General features: G+C 68.1%; 12 protein-coding genes. 4 read left to right on the plus strand and 8 right to left on the minus strand.

The genetic code is table 11. The features are described 5' to 3' along the window. Positions 1-140: 140 nt before the first annotated feature. Positions 141-1,124 carry a hypothetical protein gene (locus tag ACFQQD_RS12170; RefSeq protein WP_378089685.1) on the minus strand — a complete coding sequence of 328 codons (984 nt, stop codon included), beginning with the start codon at positions 1,122-1,124 and terminating at the stop codon, positions 141-143. A 124-nt stretch (positions 1,125-1,248) separates the two neighbouring features. Next, positions 1,249-2,241 (minus strand): stage II sporulation protein M, encoded by a 993-nt coding sequence (locus tag ACFQQD_RS12175; protein ID WP_378089687.1) that lies wholly within the window; start codon positions 2,239-2,241, stop codon positions 1,249-1,251. A gap of 32 nt (positions 2,242-2,273) precedes the next feature. Between ACFQQD_RS12175 and ACFQQD_RS12180 the strand changes: the two genes are divergently transcribed. Continuing rightward, positions 2,274-3,077, plus strand: coding sequence for an RDD family protein (locus ACFQQD_RS12180; RefSeq protein WP_378089689.1), 804 nt, complete (start codon positions 2,274-2,276; stop codon positions 3,075-3,077). Between the two features lie 214 nt (positions 3,078-3,291). Here the strand turns inward: ACFQQD_RS12180 and ahcY are convergent, their stop codons facing one another. Both ahcY and ACFQQD_RS12190 read right to left on the minus strand, forming a co-directional pair. Further along, positions 3,292-4,881, minus strand: coding sequence for an adenosylhomocysteinase (gene ahcY, locus ACFQQD_RS12185; protein WP_378089691.1), 1,590 nt, complete (start codon positions 4,879-4,881; stop codon positions 3,292-3,294). 1,075 nt (positions 4,882-5,956) lie between these two features. Further along, positions 5,957-6,436 carry a DUF3499 domain-containing protein gene (locus ACFQQD_RS12190; protein ID WP_378090126.1) on the minus strand — a complete coding sequence of 160 codons (480 nt, stop codon included), beginning with the start codon at positions 6,434-6,436 and terminating at the stop codon, positions 5,957-5,959. A gap of 136 nt (positions 6,437-6,572) precedes the next feature. Between ACFQQD_RS12190 and ACFQQD_RS12195 the strand changes: the two genes are divergently transcribed. Beyond that, positions 6,573-7,112: a metallopeptidase family protein gene (locus ACFQQD_RS12195; protein WP_378089693.1), complete on the plus strand. Its 540-nt coding sequence runs from the start codon at positions 6,573-6,575 to the stop codon at positions 7,110-7,112. Positions 7,113-7,115: 3 nt separating this feature from the next. Here ACFQQD_RS12195 and ACFQQD_RS12200 read toward each other — a convergent pair whose 3' ends face one another. Genes ACFQQD_RS12200 through ACFQQD_RS12210 form a run of 3 tightly spaced genes read right to left on the minus strand, consistent with a single transcriptional unit; the run spans position 7,116 to position 13,227 of the window. Further along, positions 7,116-8,882: a DUF5719 family protein gene (locus ACFQQD_RS12200; RefSeq protein ID WP_378089696.1), complete on the minus strand. Its 1,767-nt coding sequence runs from the start codon at positions 8,880-8,882 to the stop codon at positions 7,116-7,118. Then, positions 8,879-12,595, minus strand: a complete 3,717-nt coding sequence (locus ACFQQD_RS12205; protein ID WP_378089698.1) for a glycosyltransferase — start codon at positions 12,593-12,595, stop codon at positions 8,879-8,881. Before ACFQQD_RS12205 ends, ACFQQD_RS12200 begins: the two co-directional genes overlap by 4 nt. Positions 12,596-12,612: 17 nt before the next feature. Then, the gene (locus tag ACFQQD_RS12210; RefSeq protein WP_378089700.1) at positions 12,613-13,227 is read right to left on the minus strand and encodes a WhiB family transcriptional regulator; all 615 of its coding nucleotides are present in this window, start codon (positions 13,225-13,227) and stop codon (positions 12,613-12,615) included. Between the two features lie 373 nt (positions 13,228-13,600). Between ACFQQD_RS12210 and ACFQQD_RS12215 the strand changes: the two genes are divergently transcribed. Together ACFQQD_RS12215 and ACFQQD_RS12220 are read left to right on the plus strand one after the other, a co-directional pair. Then, entirely contained in the window at positions 13,601-14,434 is an 834-nt protein-coding gene (locus ACFQQD_RS12215) for a TIGR03089 family protein (protein ID WP_378089702.1), read from the plus strand. 51 nt (positions 14,435-14,485) lie between these two features. After that, positions 14,486-15,037, plus strand: coding sequence for a hypothetical protein (locus tag ACFQQD_RS12220; protein ID WP_378089704.1), 552 nt, complete (start codon positions 14,486-14,488; stop codon positions 15,035-15,037). A 34-nt stretch (positions 15,038-15,071) separates the two neighbouring features. Here the strand turns inward: ACFQQD_RS12220 and ACFQQD_RS12225 are convergent, their stop codons facing one another. After that, on the minus strand, positions 15,072-15,722 hold the full coding sequence (locus ACFQQD_RS12225; protein ID WP_378089706.1) for a GtrA family protein: 651 nt from the start codon (positions 15,720-15,722) through the stop codon (positions 15,072-15,074). Positions 15,723-15,852: the final 130 nt, after the last annotated feature.

Below are 15,852 nucleotides of genomic sequence, written 5' to 3' on the forward strand. Positions count from 1 at the left end.
TCTCTGCCTCCGAGACTAGTGCCGGACCTCGCACGGGCGGCGGGGGCGCACCGGGCCTGGACCGCATTCCTGGGAACCCGCCGGGACATCGAGTGGAGGAACGAGATCAGAGAGATCAGCCGGGACTGAAGGCGATCAGCTCAGCTGCACGTCCCGTCCTCATCGACCTCTCCACTGCACAGCATGGTCGACTCCACGGACGACACGGTGAACTCTCCACCACTCTTCTCCACCTGGACGGCCAGGCGCTCGCCGTGGGTCCTGTCCTCCGGGTTCTCCTCGGTGTCCCGGTAGCCACCGATCAGGTCGACCGTCCATTCGCCCACGCCGGCATCCGGAGTGGCGACGATGCTCCGTTCGGTGCCCTGGGCTCGGTGTTCTGGCTCCGGTTCATCCGCTGGAGCACGGACGTCTGCCAACTGCGTGACGAGTTTTTCGGGGTCGGATCCGGAGCCCAGGTCCGAGAACTCATCAGTGACGTCGGACACCGGGCCGAACGTGGCGATGTACTTGAGATTCACCCACCCGTAGAGGTCTCCGCCGTTCTCGGCCTCGGTGACGATCTCTGCCCAGCTGCCGCCTTCGTCGACGTAGTAGCCCTCTCGTCCGGTGAGCGTGAGGGTTTCCTGGGGGCTGGCACTGTCGATGATGTCGCCCTCCCGGCCCACCCCCGGTGACAGCCGAATGTTCAGGCTGCTGCCCTGTGGCACGCCGACCACGTGGACCTCGTCCGTGTTCGGGAACGTGTGTTCGGCGTCGTCATGCTCACTGGGCAGGAGCGCGTTGATCTCGTCCGAGGGCAGCGGCGCTGAACCAGGACGGGTCTGGCTCCCGGTTGGGCTATGGCTTCCGGTTGTGCTCTCTGTACTGGACTCCTCGCCAGGAGTCGCCCCCTCTCCCGAACCGGATGTGGGGTTCGAGGTGGACTCCTCTCCGGATCCGGGACTCAGAGGGGTCTCGGTGGTTTCCGGCTGGGCCGAGACTGATGCGGATGTACCGGATCCGCTAGCGCTGGAATCCGGTGACTCGTTCTGCCCACATCCGGTGGCCACCAGCATGAGAGCGGCCACCAGGCCGGTGGCTTTCACAGTGGTTTTCACCACGGGTTTCGGGATGGTCGTCATAGCGTGGAGCGCCCCCTCATGATACGAGTTCAAGGATCTGGCATCCTTCTTTCATCGTTGCATATCGACTCGCCTCATCAACGGGTTCACTCGGTCCACCGGGCTCCACCGGCATGGGCCAGGATCACGCAGTGAGCTGGCGGGCGCCGGCGTCGTGGGATTCCAGGTCCCCAGTGGCACCCGCACGGACCGCCCGCCCGCCCAGGACGAGCGTGTACGTCCAGTAGCCGGCCAGCACGAGGGCGCCGATGCCCAGTCGTGCCCAGTGGGGCAGATCCGAGGGCGTCACGAAGCCCTCCACGACGCCGGAGACCGCCAGCACCAGGACCAGTCCGCCTGCCACCGTGATCAAGGCACGACCTTCCGTGGCCAGCGAGTCGAGCCGGGTCTGTTGGCCGGGCGCCACCCAGGCCCAGAAGATGCGCAGTCCGGCTGCTCCGGCGATGAAGATCGCCGTCAGCTCCATGAGACCGTGCGGCAGGATGTACAGGAAGAAGGTGTCCAGCTCGCCGTGGGCGGCCATGACGCCGCCGGAGATCCCCACTGATTGGGCGTTGCTGAACAGAATGAGCGGCACGAAATAGCCGGTGATGCCGAATGCGACCTCTTGGGCGGCGATCCAGGCATTGTTCGTCCACACCTGCCCGGCGAAGGAGGCCGCGGGGTTCTCGGAGTAGTACCCGACGAACTGCTCCTCGACGAATTGGCGCCTCTGTTCGTCGGTGCCCAGCGAGGCCAGCACCTGCGGTTCGTTCGCGACCCACCAGCCGAACCAGACGGCCACCAGGCAGAACGCCACACCGATGATCAGGGTCAGCCAGCGGATCCGGTAGAACGCCGCCGGCAACTGTTCCAGAAAGAACCGGGAGAATCCCGCGGAGGCGTTCGAGGGCGCTCCGGTGATGCGGCTGCGCGCCCGCGAGAGGATCATGGAGAGCCCGGAGGCCTGCGGACCGTCGGGGTCGTGTGCCTGCACCACGGACAGATGCGTGGAGACCCGGCCGTAGAGTTCCAGCAGTTCATCGGCCTGCTCCGCGTCGAGCCGCCGGGTGCGCGCCAAAGCATCCAACCGTTTCCAGGCGGGTTGATGCACGGAGGCGTAGGCGTCCAGGTCCACGTGGACAGGCTACCGGCCGTTACGCTGGGCACGTGAGCGCAACGGTGGTGACGGGCGAGGCCGTGGTCCTGCAACTGCGTCCGGCGTCGTTCGTGGTCCGGGCCGCCGGCGCACTCCTGGACGGACTGGTCCTGGTGCTGGTCTTCGTCGGGGCGGGCTGGGCGCTCGGCGCCACCATTTTCAACGAGCTCGACGAGGCCGCCGCTCAGGCCGTGCTGCTCGTCCTGGGCATCGCCTGCCTGATCGGGATCCCATCCGCCGTGGAGACCCTCAGCCGCGGCCGTTCGGTGGGCAAGTTGATCTTCGGCTTGCGCGTGGTCCGTGACGACGGCGGCGCGGTTCGTTCCCGGCACGGACTCGTGCGCGTGCTGTTGGGCGTCTTCGAGCTATGGATGACTGCTGGGTCTGTCGCACTCATCGCCACAATGGCCAATGAACGAGGCAAGCGACTGGCCGACATGGTCGCCGGAACTCGCGTGGTCATCGAACGCCAGCGGAAGGTGCCCGCCCCGCTGCCCGGGGTCCCGGCCTCGATGCAGCACTGGGCCGAGGTGGCCGACGTCGGCCGTCTCCCGGATGCTCTGGTCGCCTCCGTGACGCAGTTCCTCCGGCACTCGTCCACCGTGCCGCCGGTGACCCGGCAGCAGACGCTGCAGCGGCTCGCCGCGCAGGTGGCGCCGTTCGTGGCACCCGGTCCCCCGGCCGGCGTCGGGCTCGAGGATTTCCTGCTGGCCGTGGTGGCCGAGCGGCGGAACCGCGACTACCGGCTGCTGTCCCGCCACCACGAGATAGCCGAAGCCTCCGCCGACCGCCTGCACACTCTCCCGTTCACCTGACCTGCCCACTCACCCGCCCCACGCGCAAAGCGACTCTGCCCCCGCCGTTGTGACGCCTGCTGGTCACTTTGTGCCCAGCAGTACGCAGCGAAGTGCCAACAGGATGAGCGCGGTGAAGCGCCCCACCAGCGGGGCACCCCGCCGGGCACAAAGTGACGAAACCCTGTCACAACGGCGGGGGTGGGGTCACTTTGCGCCCAGAGAGAGGGGGGGGTTAGTAGCGGTAGTGGTCTGGTTTGTAGGGGCCGGCGACGTCGAGGCCGAGATATCCGGCCTGGTCCTTGGACAGCTCGGTCAGGTGCGCGCCCAGAGCCTCGAGGTGCAGGCGCGCGACCTTCTCGTCGAGCACCTTGGGCAGCACGTAGACCTGGTTCTCGTACTCCAGCCCCGTCATGGAGCCGTGGCGGGCGAAGAGTTCCATCTGGGCCATCACCTGGTTGGTGAAAGAGGCGCTCATGACAAACGAGGGGTGGCCGGTGGCATTGCCCAGGTTCAGCAGCCGTCCCTCGGAGAGCACGATGATGGAGCGCTCGTTGTCCCGACCGGCATCGAAGGTCCATTCGTGGACCTGCGGCTTGATCTCCGTCTTGACCACGCCGGGCACCTTGGCCAGTCCGGCCATGTCCAGCTCGTTGTCGAAGTGGCCGACGTTGCCGACGATGGCCTTGTCCTTCATCTTCACCATGTCCTCGGCCATGATGATGTCCTTGCCGCCCGTGGTGGTGATGAAGATGTCGCCGGTGTCGATGACCTCGTCCAGACGCACCACCTGGAAACCGTCCATGGCCGCCTGCAAGGCGTTGATCGGGTCCACCTCGGTGATCACCACCCGCGCGCCCTGACCACGGAAGGCCTCAGCGGCGCCCTTGCCGACATCGCCGTAGCCGCACACCACCGCGGTCTTGCCGCCGATGAGCACGTCGGTGCCGCGCATGATGCCGTCCGGCAACGAGTGGCGGATGCCGTACTTGTTGTCGAACTTGGACTTGGTGACGGAGTCGTTGACGTTAATGGCCGGGAAGAGCAACTGGCCGGTCTCGGCGAGCTGGTAGAGCCGGTGCACCCCCGTGGTCGTCTCTTCCGTGACCCCGCGGATCTCCTTCGCGATGCGAGTCCAGCGCTGCGGATCCTGAGCCAACGACGCGCGGAGTGTCTCGAGGACGACCTGGTACTCCTCGGGATCGTCCGCGGTCGGACTGGGGACGGCGCCCGCGGACTCGAACTCCACGCCCTTGTGCACGAGCATGGTGGCGTCGCCGCCGTCGTCGAGGATCATGTTGGGGCCGAGCTCGGGATTCTCATCGGCACCGGGCCAGATGAGGATCTGCGAGGCGGTCCACCAGTAGTCGGTCAGCGTCTCGTTCTTCCACGCGAACACCGGAACCCCGTTGGGCTGCTCCGGGGTGCCATCACCCACGACGACGGCCGCGGCCGCCTCGTCCTGGGTGGAGAAGATGTTGCAGGACGCCCAACGCACCTCGGCGCCGAGGGCGGTGAGGGTCTCGATCAACACCGCGGTCTGCACCGTCATGTGCAGCGAACCGGCGATGCGGGCCCCCTTGAGCGGCTGGCTCTCGCCGAACTCCTCGCGCAGCGCCATCAGACCGGGCATCTCGTGCTGGGCCAAGCGGATCTGGTGCCGGCCGGCCTCGGCCAGGGACAGGTCGCGGACCGCGAAGTCGAAGCCGGCGCCCGGCACCGTCACCCGGTTGGCGAAAGCAGGACTGCTTGCGGGATGACTGCCGGGATTGCTGGCCGGAACACCGGACTGGCTGGGGGCACTGTCAGCAGAATTCTGGGTCATGGGTCCATCCTAGGCGCAATGTACCTACCGTTCTGGCGTGCGGGTCAGAGGCACGAGTTGGAGCCAGCGGTTGACACGCAGACACGGGTTCACCGCAAAGGACCTTACGCCGGAGTGACGCGTTGACATACTCATAAACTCCAGGAGAGGACCGCAAAGAGCAGACAATCTAGCGCGCACGCTAACGTCTGGACCGTCCTCAGTGGTCGCCCACACTTCGGGGCCACCACGTCATACACTCGTCTAGCCCTCGGCAACAATCGGCCGAGGGCTAGACGCCGATACGCGCGCGAACTGAGCGTTATCGATGGACGTTCTTAGCTGAACGCGGTCACGCCGGGCCGTTCAAGGCCGGCTGATGGCTACCTTTTGGTCTCTTCAAGTTTCATCGCCACACCGAGGGCAAAGAACGTCGGGGTCCATTCCCCCACGAATAGGCCCCAACGGTCGGACTGTGACCTGGAATCATCTGGTTTACCCCGGGAGATGGCCCAAGACAGGAACGTCATTCCGATGGAAGCGAAGCCGGCGGTGTAGAGGTGTTCCGATTTGATGCCCATCTCAGACATTTTCTTCAACATGACTCTCTCACTTTCCTAACGAATCGACACTGCAACCAGGGTCTACGCATGTATGTCAACGCAGTTTGTGCCGGATGCTCTGGTGCCGCCCATTCAAACATGACCCACGCGGCATGTCAGGGCTTGGATGCCGAAATCTTCTCGAATAGACAATGAGGACGGCGGATCCAGTCTGGCCATACTGCACGTTGTGCTGTCGGTCGGGAATCCAGCGCGCCTCCACCCTCATGGACAAGGTTGATATCGGTTCATGGTTGTTCACCGCCGTGGTAATCGATCTGTGCAGTCCCGTCGGCGAAGGTCATTGGCTGGTGACGCCTGAACCGGGCCATCCGGCCCGGCACTTGCTGTACGACTCGTTCTGCCATGGCCCGAACTCTCGTACCGGTGCGGTCCAGCGTTCCCCATCGACGAACGTACCGGCCAGCTCAACAACAAACCACTCGCGCGCACGGTCAAGGGCTGGAGCTTAGCGCGGCCACACCCTTGACCTCTCAGTCGCGCAGCAGTCGCAGTGTCGGCCGGCCTGGACGTGCGGAGGATTCGCCGTTGACGGACCCCAGCGAATCGGGGCGCGGGCCGGTATTTGGCTCGGTGCCCCGGCTGATCCGCGGACGCGACGGCGGCGCAGAGACGCTTCCCGTGTGACCACCGTGATGACCCGAGCCACCCGAACCGCCCGAATCAACCGGAGCCTCGTTGCCCTCTCCCGGTTCCTGGACCGCGTGCGCCAAGGCGAGCAGATCGTCGGGCTCGGTCGGGGCCGGCGGCTCAGCACTCTCCGGCGCCTGGAGGCGCAACAGCTCCCAGCCCTTCGGGGCGGTCATGCTCCGGGAGTGCTTCTCGCACAGGTCGTAGGTGTGCGGTTCGGCGCGTTGGGACATCGGTCCGAGCACCACCGTGGAGTCGGCATAGTTGTACGTCAGCGTTGCCACGGCCGCAGATTGGCAGCTGGTCTTGGAGCACTGTCGCATCGATCCCACGGCAGACCACCCTACCGCTCGCTCCGAGCGATTCCCCGCACACACCGGCACGGACGCGTGTCCGGTCCGTGTCCACTCCCATGCGTGTCCAGTACACAGTACGTCCGCACGGGTCTAGCATCGAACTATGCATTCCTTCGAACCGGTTGCCGTTGAACCAGTAGTCGACGGCGGCATGGCGTCGACCAGCAGCTCATTCAGTACATCGACCAGCAGGTCACACAGCAGATCGCACCCCAGGACACCCCGGCGGGACCGCCGCGGACGGGGACTGCGCGGCCCGCTGTTGCCGGCCGGCCTGCCCGGGGCACGGACCCGCCAGGAGCAGTTCGCAGAGCATGTGGAGGCCGCGGCGTCCCGGCTGGCCGAGGTCTGCGGACCGTCGGTGGATCGGGCCAGTTTCCGCGCCACCATGGTGCCGGACGACCTGGAGTACCGGCTGGACCAGTTCCGGGTGTGGGGAGCCGAACTCGCCGACGATCCGACGGGCTCCGTCCGTCGTGGTCCGGACGGCACGGCGATCATCACGATCCACCGCCGCCCGATCGAGGCCCGGTGCCCGTCACCGTCGATGTTGCCTGACCTGGTGTACAGCTCCGTGGTGGAACAGTGGGCCTCACTGACCGGCATGGCTCCGGAGGCCGTGGACCCCGACTACCACTGGTAGACCTCAGTACCCCACGCGCACCGGCAGCCCCGACGATTGCTGCGTTTGGGGCACCACCGGATACGTGGAGATGCCCTCACTGGTCCGCACGGCCACACCGGCGTGGACCTGCCCCTCCACCGTGTCCAGCAGCACGCCGACCACCTCGTGGTCTTCGTCACCGAGGCCGTCCATGTCCACGGTCTGTGACTGTTCCGGCCCTATCTCCTGGACGGTTTTCTCCCCCAGACTGCCGTCCGCGTAGACGGGGGTGAGTTCGGCCGACCCGCCGGCGGAAGAGTACAACACGAACTTGGACGTCACCCCGGTGGGCCGGGCGACCAGTCGCTCCAATCCGAAGGCGCCCACGGCGGGCACATTCGAGACGTCGATCGACTTACCAGCCTGGCCGCTGAGTCCCTGTCCGCTGGCGACCACGGGGGCGTCTGCGGTGACGGTGACCGTGTAATTCGCCCGATCAAGGCCCTCCAGCGGGTAGCGCACGGTGGAGCCGGACTTGAGGGTGACCACGCCGCCGTCGGGCAACTCCACCGGCCCGTCCGGCCCGTTCACGCTGACCTCGGCGGTGACTTCCGCACCGGTGCCGGAACCAGCGTCCGCACTCGATCCCGAGCCCAGCGCCGAGCCCGGCGCGGCGATCGAGACGGCCGGCCCGGCCTCCTCGTAGCCATCCTGGCTGACGATCTTCTCCGTTCCCTCCGGCGTGGGGACCACGAGTCCGGGCATCACCGCGGTCCTGGAGGGGGCCGACGTCGGCTGGATGATCTCCACTCCCCCCGGGGTGATGCCGAAGAGCCGGTGCTGTTGCACGGTGGCGCCCACGGCACCGCCCTGAGCGCTGACCCGCACGGCGAGATGGTCCTCGTCCGGGGCCATGCCGCCCAGCACGAAGGACTGCGTCTGCCCTGGAGCCAGGACGATGCCACTAGTGCCGGCGGCATCGACCGGTCCTTCGGCGCCGTACAGGGACAGGTCCACGGTGCTGGCCGACGCGGACGGGTTCGACAGCACCAGAACCGCGGTGGAACCCACGGAGGTGTTGATACCGCTCAGCCACTGTTCATGGGCGGGAGTCACGCACGAGCTCACGTCCAGGCCCGCCAAGTCGCCGTCCGCGGCCGAGTACACCGAGACGGTGTCTGCCGGTGCTGCCTGGCCGCCGATCGGTTCGACGGCGACCACGGAGGCCTGACCGTCGTCACCGCCCGGAGCGTCGATGGTCTCCGAGAATGCCTCTCGCACCGGGACGCCGTCCTCACCGGCCGCCGCCGGCTCGCCCTGCTGAACGTCCTGGGGCAGTGAGTCGGTCAATTCCTCGACGTCCGCGCCCGACCCACCGTTCGGATCAGCGGTGAGCTGACGGAGGGTGCTGCCGGGGAAACGGCCGGCCAGATCGGACAACAGCACCGAGTCCAGCTTCGCCGAGGCCGAGGTCGAGACCGGACTGAACTCCGTGTCGGCCCCTTCCGTCGCACCGGCCGGCAACCGTGGGGGGCCGGGGCAGACGCCCTGAGCCTCCGCCGCCTTCAGGCTGGCCGGGGCGGCCGTGCCGTCGACCTGGGGTGACTGGGGCGCCGCGAGCGTTCCGGCCGTCACGGCCACAGCCAAGACCACCACGACGCCGGCCCCCGCCAGTCCCGCGGTGATGTGATCCCGGCGACGAGTGCCGCGGTCGTGGGCGTCCAGGGCCGCCTGGCGTTTCCGGTCCCGGGCTTCGGCCGCCCGTTGACGCTTCAGCTGGCCCCGGGAAGTGGGTTCATCGCTCGTCATGGCCTGGTCCAATCCGGGTCGTCGTCAGGGGCGCCGTGGAAGCCGTGATCGTCAATGGATCCGTGGAGCGGGCCCGGCTCGCCGAGACCGTCCGCGGTCAGGGTGCGCTGCCGGGTATCGGTTCGGCGGGCCGGCGAGGGGATCGCCAAGAGGGCCGCCAAGAGCAGCAGAATCCCGGGAATCCACCAGATCCAGCCGGAACCGGTCGACGAGTGCCACACTCTGAGGTGCCCGCCGTGCTCCGGCAACTCGAAGACTTGGGCCCAGGCGGCGTCGCCGGTGTCCGCAGCGTCTCCGTTGCCGGCGGAGGACACGGGTTCCAGGTCATTGCCGTCCAGAGTGGCGTGCCAGCCCGCGTCGGCTCGTTCCGCCAACACGAGCCGGCGGGACCCGGCAGAGTCCTCAGCGCTCGGAATATCGGTGTCCACGGTGGTGCCCTGGTCTTGAACGCGGGTGACGAGGTGGGTGGGGTTGCCGTACCCGTCCTCGATGCGCACGCGGGCCGTGGAGAACCCCATCCGGTCCTCGAGGCCGAGGGAGCCGGCGACCGGGACGCCGCCGTCGTCCTCGGGAACCACCCGCCAGAGCCAGCCCGAATCGGTCAGCCCGACCGGGGCCAGACCGGGAACCGCGTCGATGGAGGCTGCGGTGCCGAGTTCTCCGCCGCTGGGATCCCGCAGCACCACGAACGCCGCGCCGAACGATTCCAGGGCCGGGCGCGGGTCCGAGTTCGCCCCCGAGACCAGCTGGGCGGCCAGGCTGCGCAAGGCCTCGTCCGCACGGTCCGGTGCGGCCGCCGTCGGGCTCGTCAGGGAACCGGACAGGGAGCGAGCCGCCCAGCCGGCGCTCAGCCGGTCCAGAGTGGGGCCCGTTCCGCTGGCCAGACTGACCTGCAGTTCATCGGCCTGGCGTTCCAGGAGCACGGTCCGGGTGCCCAGCGGGCTGGTGCCCTGATCAGCCGCGGTGGCCGGGAGCAAGCGCACCGGACTCGATTCCACCCTGCTGTCGGTCCCCAGGGTGGACAGGGTCGGATCGCTCTCACCGTCGGCGGCACGCTGGTCCAGGGCTTGCGTGCCCGCGGTGTCCATCGTCTCCGCCGGCACGGTTCTCGGGATGACCCACAGCCCCGCGGAGAGCACCACGGAGCAGCAGCCGGCCACGGCCAGCACCACGGCGACGATGCGCCGTACCGGACCGTGCCGCTCCTCGGTGCCGCGTGCAGTCCGGCCGGCCCTGAGCCCGGCGCCACGCGGCCCGCGCAGTCCGAGCAGGCCGTTGAGTCCGCACACGGCGGCGATCAGCAAACCCATCAGCGCCGTCGAGGTAAAAGGCCCGGTGAAGAGGGTGGCCAGTCGGCCGTTCTCATCCAGGGCGATACCGATCATGGGCGCGACGGCGGTCCCGGCCAGCGCCAGCACCGAGACGCCCAACGACGTCCGGGCCAGCCAGCCGACCCGGCCGGTCAGGATGCCGCCGATGACGGCCAGGATCACGACCGGGACGCCGATCACCAGGGCGGCCACGAGCGCCCACGGAGAGCCGGCCATTCCCGGCAGGGCGGTGTCGAGCCACGGCAGGGCCAGCAGACCGGAGTCGGCGGCGAAGGCGACCGGGAAACCGAGGACCTGCTGCCACAGCGGTGCCGGATCATAGGCCTGCGGGACCCCGGGATCACCCAGCAGGGCGCGCAGATCGGTCCAGTGGTTGAGCAGTGCCGGTAGGAACAGGGCGATGGCCGGCAGCGGTGTCCACCACAGGGCACGGCCGCGGCGGCGCATCAACAGGGCGATCAACAGCACTACGAGCACCAGGACAGGCAACAGCGCCGGTGCGGCGGCGCCGAGGCCGGCCAGCAGCAGTGCGGTCCAGCCGGAGGCCGTCCAGGAGACCACTCCACGATGTCCCGGGCGGTTCCGGGCACCCAGGGTGTCCACCGTGGTTCCCTCGGGGTCGGGACGACGCAGGGCGGCCGATCCGGTGGCACGAATGAGGGCCAGGGCCAACCAGGGCAGCGTCAGATGGACGATCAGGGCACCGGGGCGGCCTTCGCCGACCGCCGTGAACAGTGCCGGTGACAGGCCCCAGAGCAGGGCCGCCAGGAGGCGAACGCCGCGGTTGCGGGCCACGGCTCCGGCGGCCGTCCACGCTCCGGCGGCGGCCAACGGCATGGCCAGGATGCTCAGCCACAGCAGAGCCAGCGAGCCCTGGCCGGTGATGCCCAGGACCGCGAGAATCACGCCGAACGGTCCGGGCTGCACCGGGGCGCCGACGCCGGACGGGGACCAACTGCCGAGGGCGTGGTTCCAGAGTTCGGCCGGGGAAGCGGACACCGGCAGCAGTGACCCGCCCGACAAGGCCGGTGCCCCGAGCAGATGGCGCAGTCCCACCACGGAGAGCCCGCCGAGCAGGAGCAGAATGAGGACCAGGCCGGTGCCGACCCAATTGCGTTCCGGGGTGGCCAGGGCGGCGAAGTCATCGTGTCCGCCGGTCGCCTCGCTGTCGGACCGGGTGGAGCCGGTGCCGTCGCCGATGACCTCGTCGGCCGATTCCAGATCCAGGACACTGCGCCGGTAGTGGCGAACATCCCGTCGAGGAGCCCTGAGAGGCGCAACGATCGAGCGTGATGCCGTCCGGGTGCGGCGGGCCCGGCTGCGAGCGCGGGACAGGGGAAGAACCCTGGCGAGGGCCCGCATGGTTCCGGCCACAAAAGCGCCGCCACGGCCCGGTTCCTTGGCCAGCAGTGCGGCGGCGAATCCGCCGAGTCCGGTGATCAGTCCCCACACCCACACGAGGGGGACCGCCCACCACGCGGCGTGCTTCAGGCGCAACCACAGGGAGGACTCCCGCACAGCCGCAGTGCCGGCGAACAGGCCCTCTCCGTGACCCAGATGGCCCACCACCGCGCTCGGCACCACCACCACGCGATGCCCCGCGAGTCGGTTGCGCCAGCACAGATCCACGACGGCGGCCGACTCCGGTCCGAAGGGATCGAACCCTCCCAGCTCGGTCCAGACGTCCGAGCGGACGAGCATGCCGGGTTCGGACACAGCAAAGGTGTCCGAACGGGCGTTGTACTGCCCCTGATCGAGCTCGCCGGGCTCGATCAGACTGACGGGCTCGGCGGCCTCCGTGACGGACAGGCCCACATCCAGCAGATGACGGGGCCGGTCCAGTTCAACCTGTTTGCAGCCGGCGATGGTCACGGAGGGGGAGGTCTCCACGACCGTCATCAGCTGATGCAGGGCGTCCGGGGCCGGACGGGCGTCATCATGAATCCACCACAGCCAGCTGCTCTCCGGGGAGGAGGAGACGGGCAGCCGGTCCGCGACCTCGGCGAGCCGTGCGTGGAGGGATTCGTACGCGATGCCGGCGTCGTCGGCGAGACGAGCGACGACGCCGAGCACATGGGGCAGGTCGGGCACGTCACGGGAGGTTTCGCCGGCATCGGCCTCGTCCAGACCGACAGCGTCGTCAGCGCCGCGGGTGTCCTCGGGATTCACGGGGCCCTCGGGACCCTTGATCGCGTTCTCGCCGGCGTCCTCGGGGGTGAACGCAGTCTGGCGGGCGACGACCGTGACAATGCGGTCGGGGGTGCGGTCCTGCTCGAGCAACGCCTGGACGGCGTCGACCGTCAGCTCGGGCCGCCGGTCGACGACCACGACGGCGGTGACGTGCTGAGCCGTGCGATCGGGAGCGGTGGTGGGGCCGGGCACGGTGGCAGGAGCAGTAATCAGATCGCCCGTTTCCGCAGCCGGCGCCTTTCACGCTCGGACAGACCACCCCAGATACCGAAGCGCTCGTCGTTGCCCAGGGCGTACTCGAGGCACTCGCTGCGCACGGTGCAGGCCGAGCAGACCTTCTTGGCGTCACGCGTGGAGCCGCCCTTCTCCGGGAAGAACGACTCGGGGTCGGTCTGAGCGCACAGCGCGTCCACCTGCCAGGCAAGCTCACCCTCGACCTCGAGGGGGGCCGCGAGACCGGGCAGACCCAGCCACACGTTGGGCTCGAAGGCTTCGGAGGCACGCTCGGGCGCCGTGGTGCCCGGGGTCAGCAGATCGGGAGTTTCGGTTCCGGGATGCAGCGCGGTCACGGTGGCTCCGGCAGCGGCCTCCGCACCCGGAGTGTCGGCGTCATCGGCGACGTCGTGTTCGGAGAGGAAGGCGGTGGCCTGGTCCTCGAGAGTGGTGCCCGCCTGCAGGCGGCGGGCCGCATCCGGATCCGCCGGGTCCAGGAACCAGTCGGCGGGCACACCCTGTCCCGGGTACGGACCGTCCGGTCGTGGCTGACCGGCTGACCGGTCGGCCCAAGTGTCGTGGATGTCGTCTATGGCCTGGGCATTCTCCATGTGAATCCTCCCCGTTCTCACGCTGGTCATCCCGTCACCGGCGTCTCCGGTGCCTGCGGACCGGGCAGGGGTTCCTGACACCTCTCCGACCATCCCCCGCCATACCCGGGCACGCCCGAGCACGAATCCGTCTGGTCGAAACAACCGTGACGGCAGCGGGGAACTGTGGTGGGCGGTGGGAAGCGCCGTGGTCACCATGACCGTTCCTCAAGTGAATTACAGCCGTGTAACTCGCCGTTCGTCAAGCGGAGACGGCACACTGGGAGGCGGTGAACAGCCAGGGATGAGCCGACACGCCGCCGCAGCGACACGCGGCGGTGGGCGTGTTGTCACCCCCGGCCATCCGCAGTGACCCACGGTGAAAGGACACCCCATGGTTTCCCTCGGCACGAATGTACCTCCCGGCGGCGGGAGGCCCGGTCAGTGGTTCGACGCCATCGCCGCCTCACCTCGACCGGCGGTGGTGGACTACGCCGCCGATGCGAGCCGGGTGGAGCTCTCAGGACGAGTCCTGGCGAACTGGGGCGCCAAGACCGCCAACCTCTTCGATCTCGAGGGCCACGGCCCCGGGTCGACCGTCGTCCTCAATCTCCCGCTGGAATGGAAGTCACTGGCGCTGATGCTGGGAGCCGCACGGGCCGGCGTCGGGGTGGTCTTCGCTGGCCGGGCAACAGCAGCGGATGGCAGTGGCCGGGATACCCTCCCGGAGGGCGCGATGGAGGTGGCCGCCGATCTCGTGGTGTCCGCATCCCCACACGACTGGTCGGCCCATCCGGCGGAGCTGTGGGCTGTCTCCACCAGTGAGCTGGCCACTGAGAGCAGCGACCAGAACGCGGAACTGCCCTCGCATGCGCTGGACTATGCCGCCGAGGTGCAGATGCAGGCCGATCAGTGCCCCTTGCCGCTGCCCGGAACGGACCTGCGTGAGCTGGTCGCCGCATGGCGCGATGCGGAGAGCAATGGGGCGGAAAGCCGAGAACCAGAGCCCGACGGCGGCACGCCAGATTCGCGGTCGTCTCGCCACGAACGAGGGCTGGTGATCTCCACCGCCGGCGGCGCCCTCAATCAGGCCGTGGCCGGCGGTGCCGCGCAGACGTGGCAGGCAGGGTTGCCGGTGGTCCTGGTCTCGTCAGAACTGGGCGACGCGGAGGTCGCCAGAATCGTTGCAGCCGAGCGGCTGGGTCCCGAGAGAACAGCTGTACCATGAGCCCATCCGGGGCTCAACGGAACGCCCCCATGCCCGACAGGGGTACCGCGGATGGCGGCAACACATCGCACCAAAAGCATGGTCACGGTGGTCTGCGCCGGATTGCTCACCGGAGCTGTCCTTTCCCCTCCGGCTCTGGGCGCTCCCGGCACTGCTGCCACCACTCCGGCAGCAGCCGTCGACCACGTCGGCCTGGATCTGGCGGCGGCGCTCGAATCGAGTGAGAAACAGAACTGGAGAGTTCCCGCCACCGCGTCCACGATGAGGATGAATTTCTCCAGGGCCGCCACACGGCAGTGGGACACCATCCAGGCGAACCTGCGGGCCCGTGCCCTTGATAGCCGGGGACTTGTCCACGTGGCCGGTGTTGAGGTGTCCATCGCGAACAGCGCTGTGATTTCTTCGGCCTCTTCGGCTGCGGGTTCGTCTGCGGGTTCGTCTGCGCCGAGCACCACGGCGGTAATCTACGACGTCCACTTCAGTCGCGATGTGGCGGAGCTTTCCGCCCGTGAGGACTGGGAGGAAGTCGTTCCCTACACACTGGAATTGTCACCGACCGGTCAGGTGACCGCGATGACAGTTCAGGAGGTCGACGGAATCTGAGGAACGCCCCCGAGTGATTCTCCGCTGGCCATTCTTAGTCGGCGGAGCGAGGCTCGGCGGGGGTGCGCGCCGAGGGAGCCTGTTCATCCGAAGCTCGACGTGGTGCCGCCGGACCCGATTCAGAGCGGTCTGCAGTGGAGCGACTCGACCGGCGGTGGCGTCGCGGGGTCTCCGACGTCCGGATGACCGGCAGCTCTCCGGTGAGTCGTTCGCGATCCTGGGCGAAACTCGGATCGGCGTCCATCTCCTCGGTGAAGACCCAGAACCGGTAGGCGAAGAACCGGAACACCGTCCCGAAGAAGAGCCCCACCACGTTGCCGGCGATGAAGATGCCCGTGGTGGAGGTGATGCCCATCCCATACTGAGCAATGAAGACGCAGCCGGCAGCGATGCCCATACCAATGACATTCATCACAGCGAAAAGCAGGAGCTCGCGCATGACATTGCTCTGCCGCCGGTGACGGAAGGTCCAGAACCGGTTTGCGGCCCAGGAAACGATCGTCGCAACGGTGCTGGCGACCACCTTCGACTTGACATTGCTGCCCTCCATGGGGCCGGACATCAGCCACAGGAACACGGCAGAGTCGACGACGAAAGCAGCCGCTCCCACCGCGCCGAACTTGGCGACCTCGCGCCACAGCATGGCGACCAGGGCCACGAAGCGTTGCCACAGGTTGCTGAACATGGGGGTGGGCGGTCTCCTCACAAATAGGCGGCGGGGATCCACGGCGCCTCGGGCTCCCGCATCTCGGGCCCGGCACGGCGGTTCAGAGCACGCCGAACGGATCCACGCGCAAAACGTCTTGGAACACTGT

This window comes from Citricoccus sp. GCM10030269 (assembly GCF_042665635.1).
Classification (GTDB): domain Bacteria; phylum Actinomycetota; class Actinomycetes; order Actinomycetales; family Micrococcaceae; genus Citricoccus.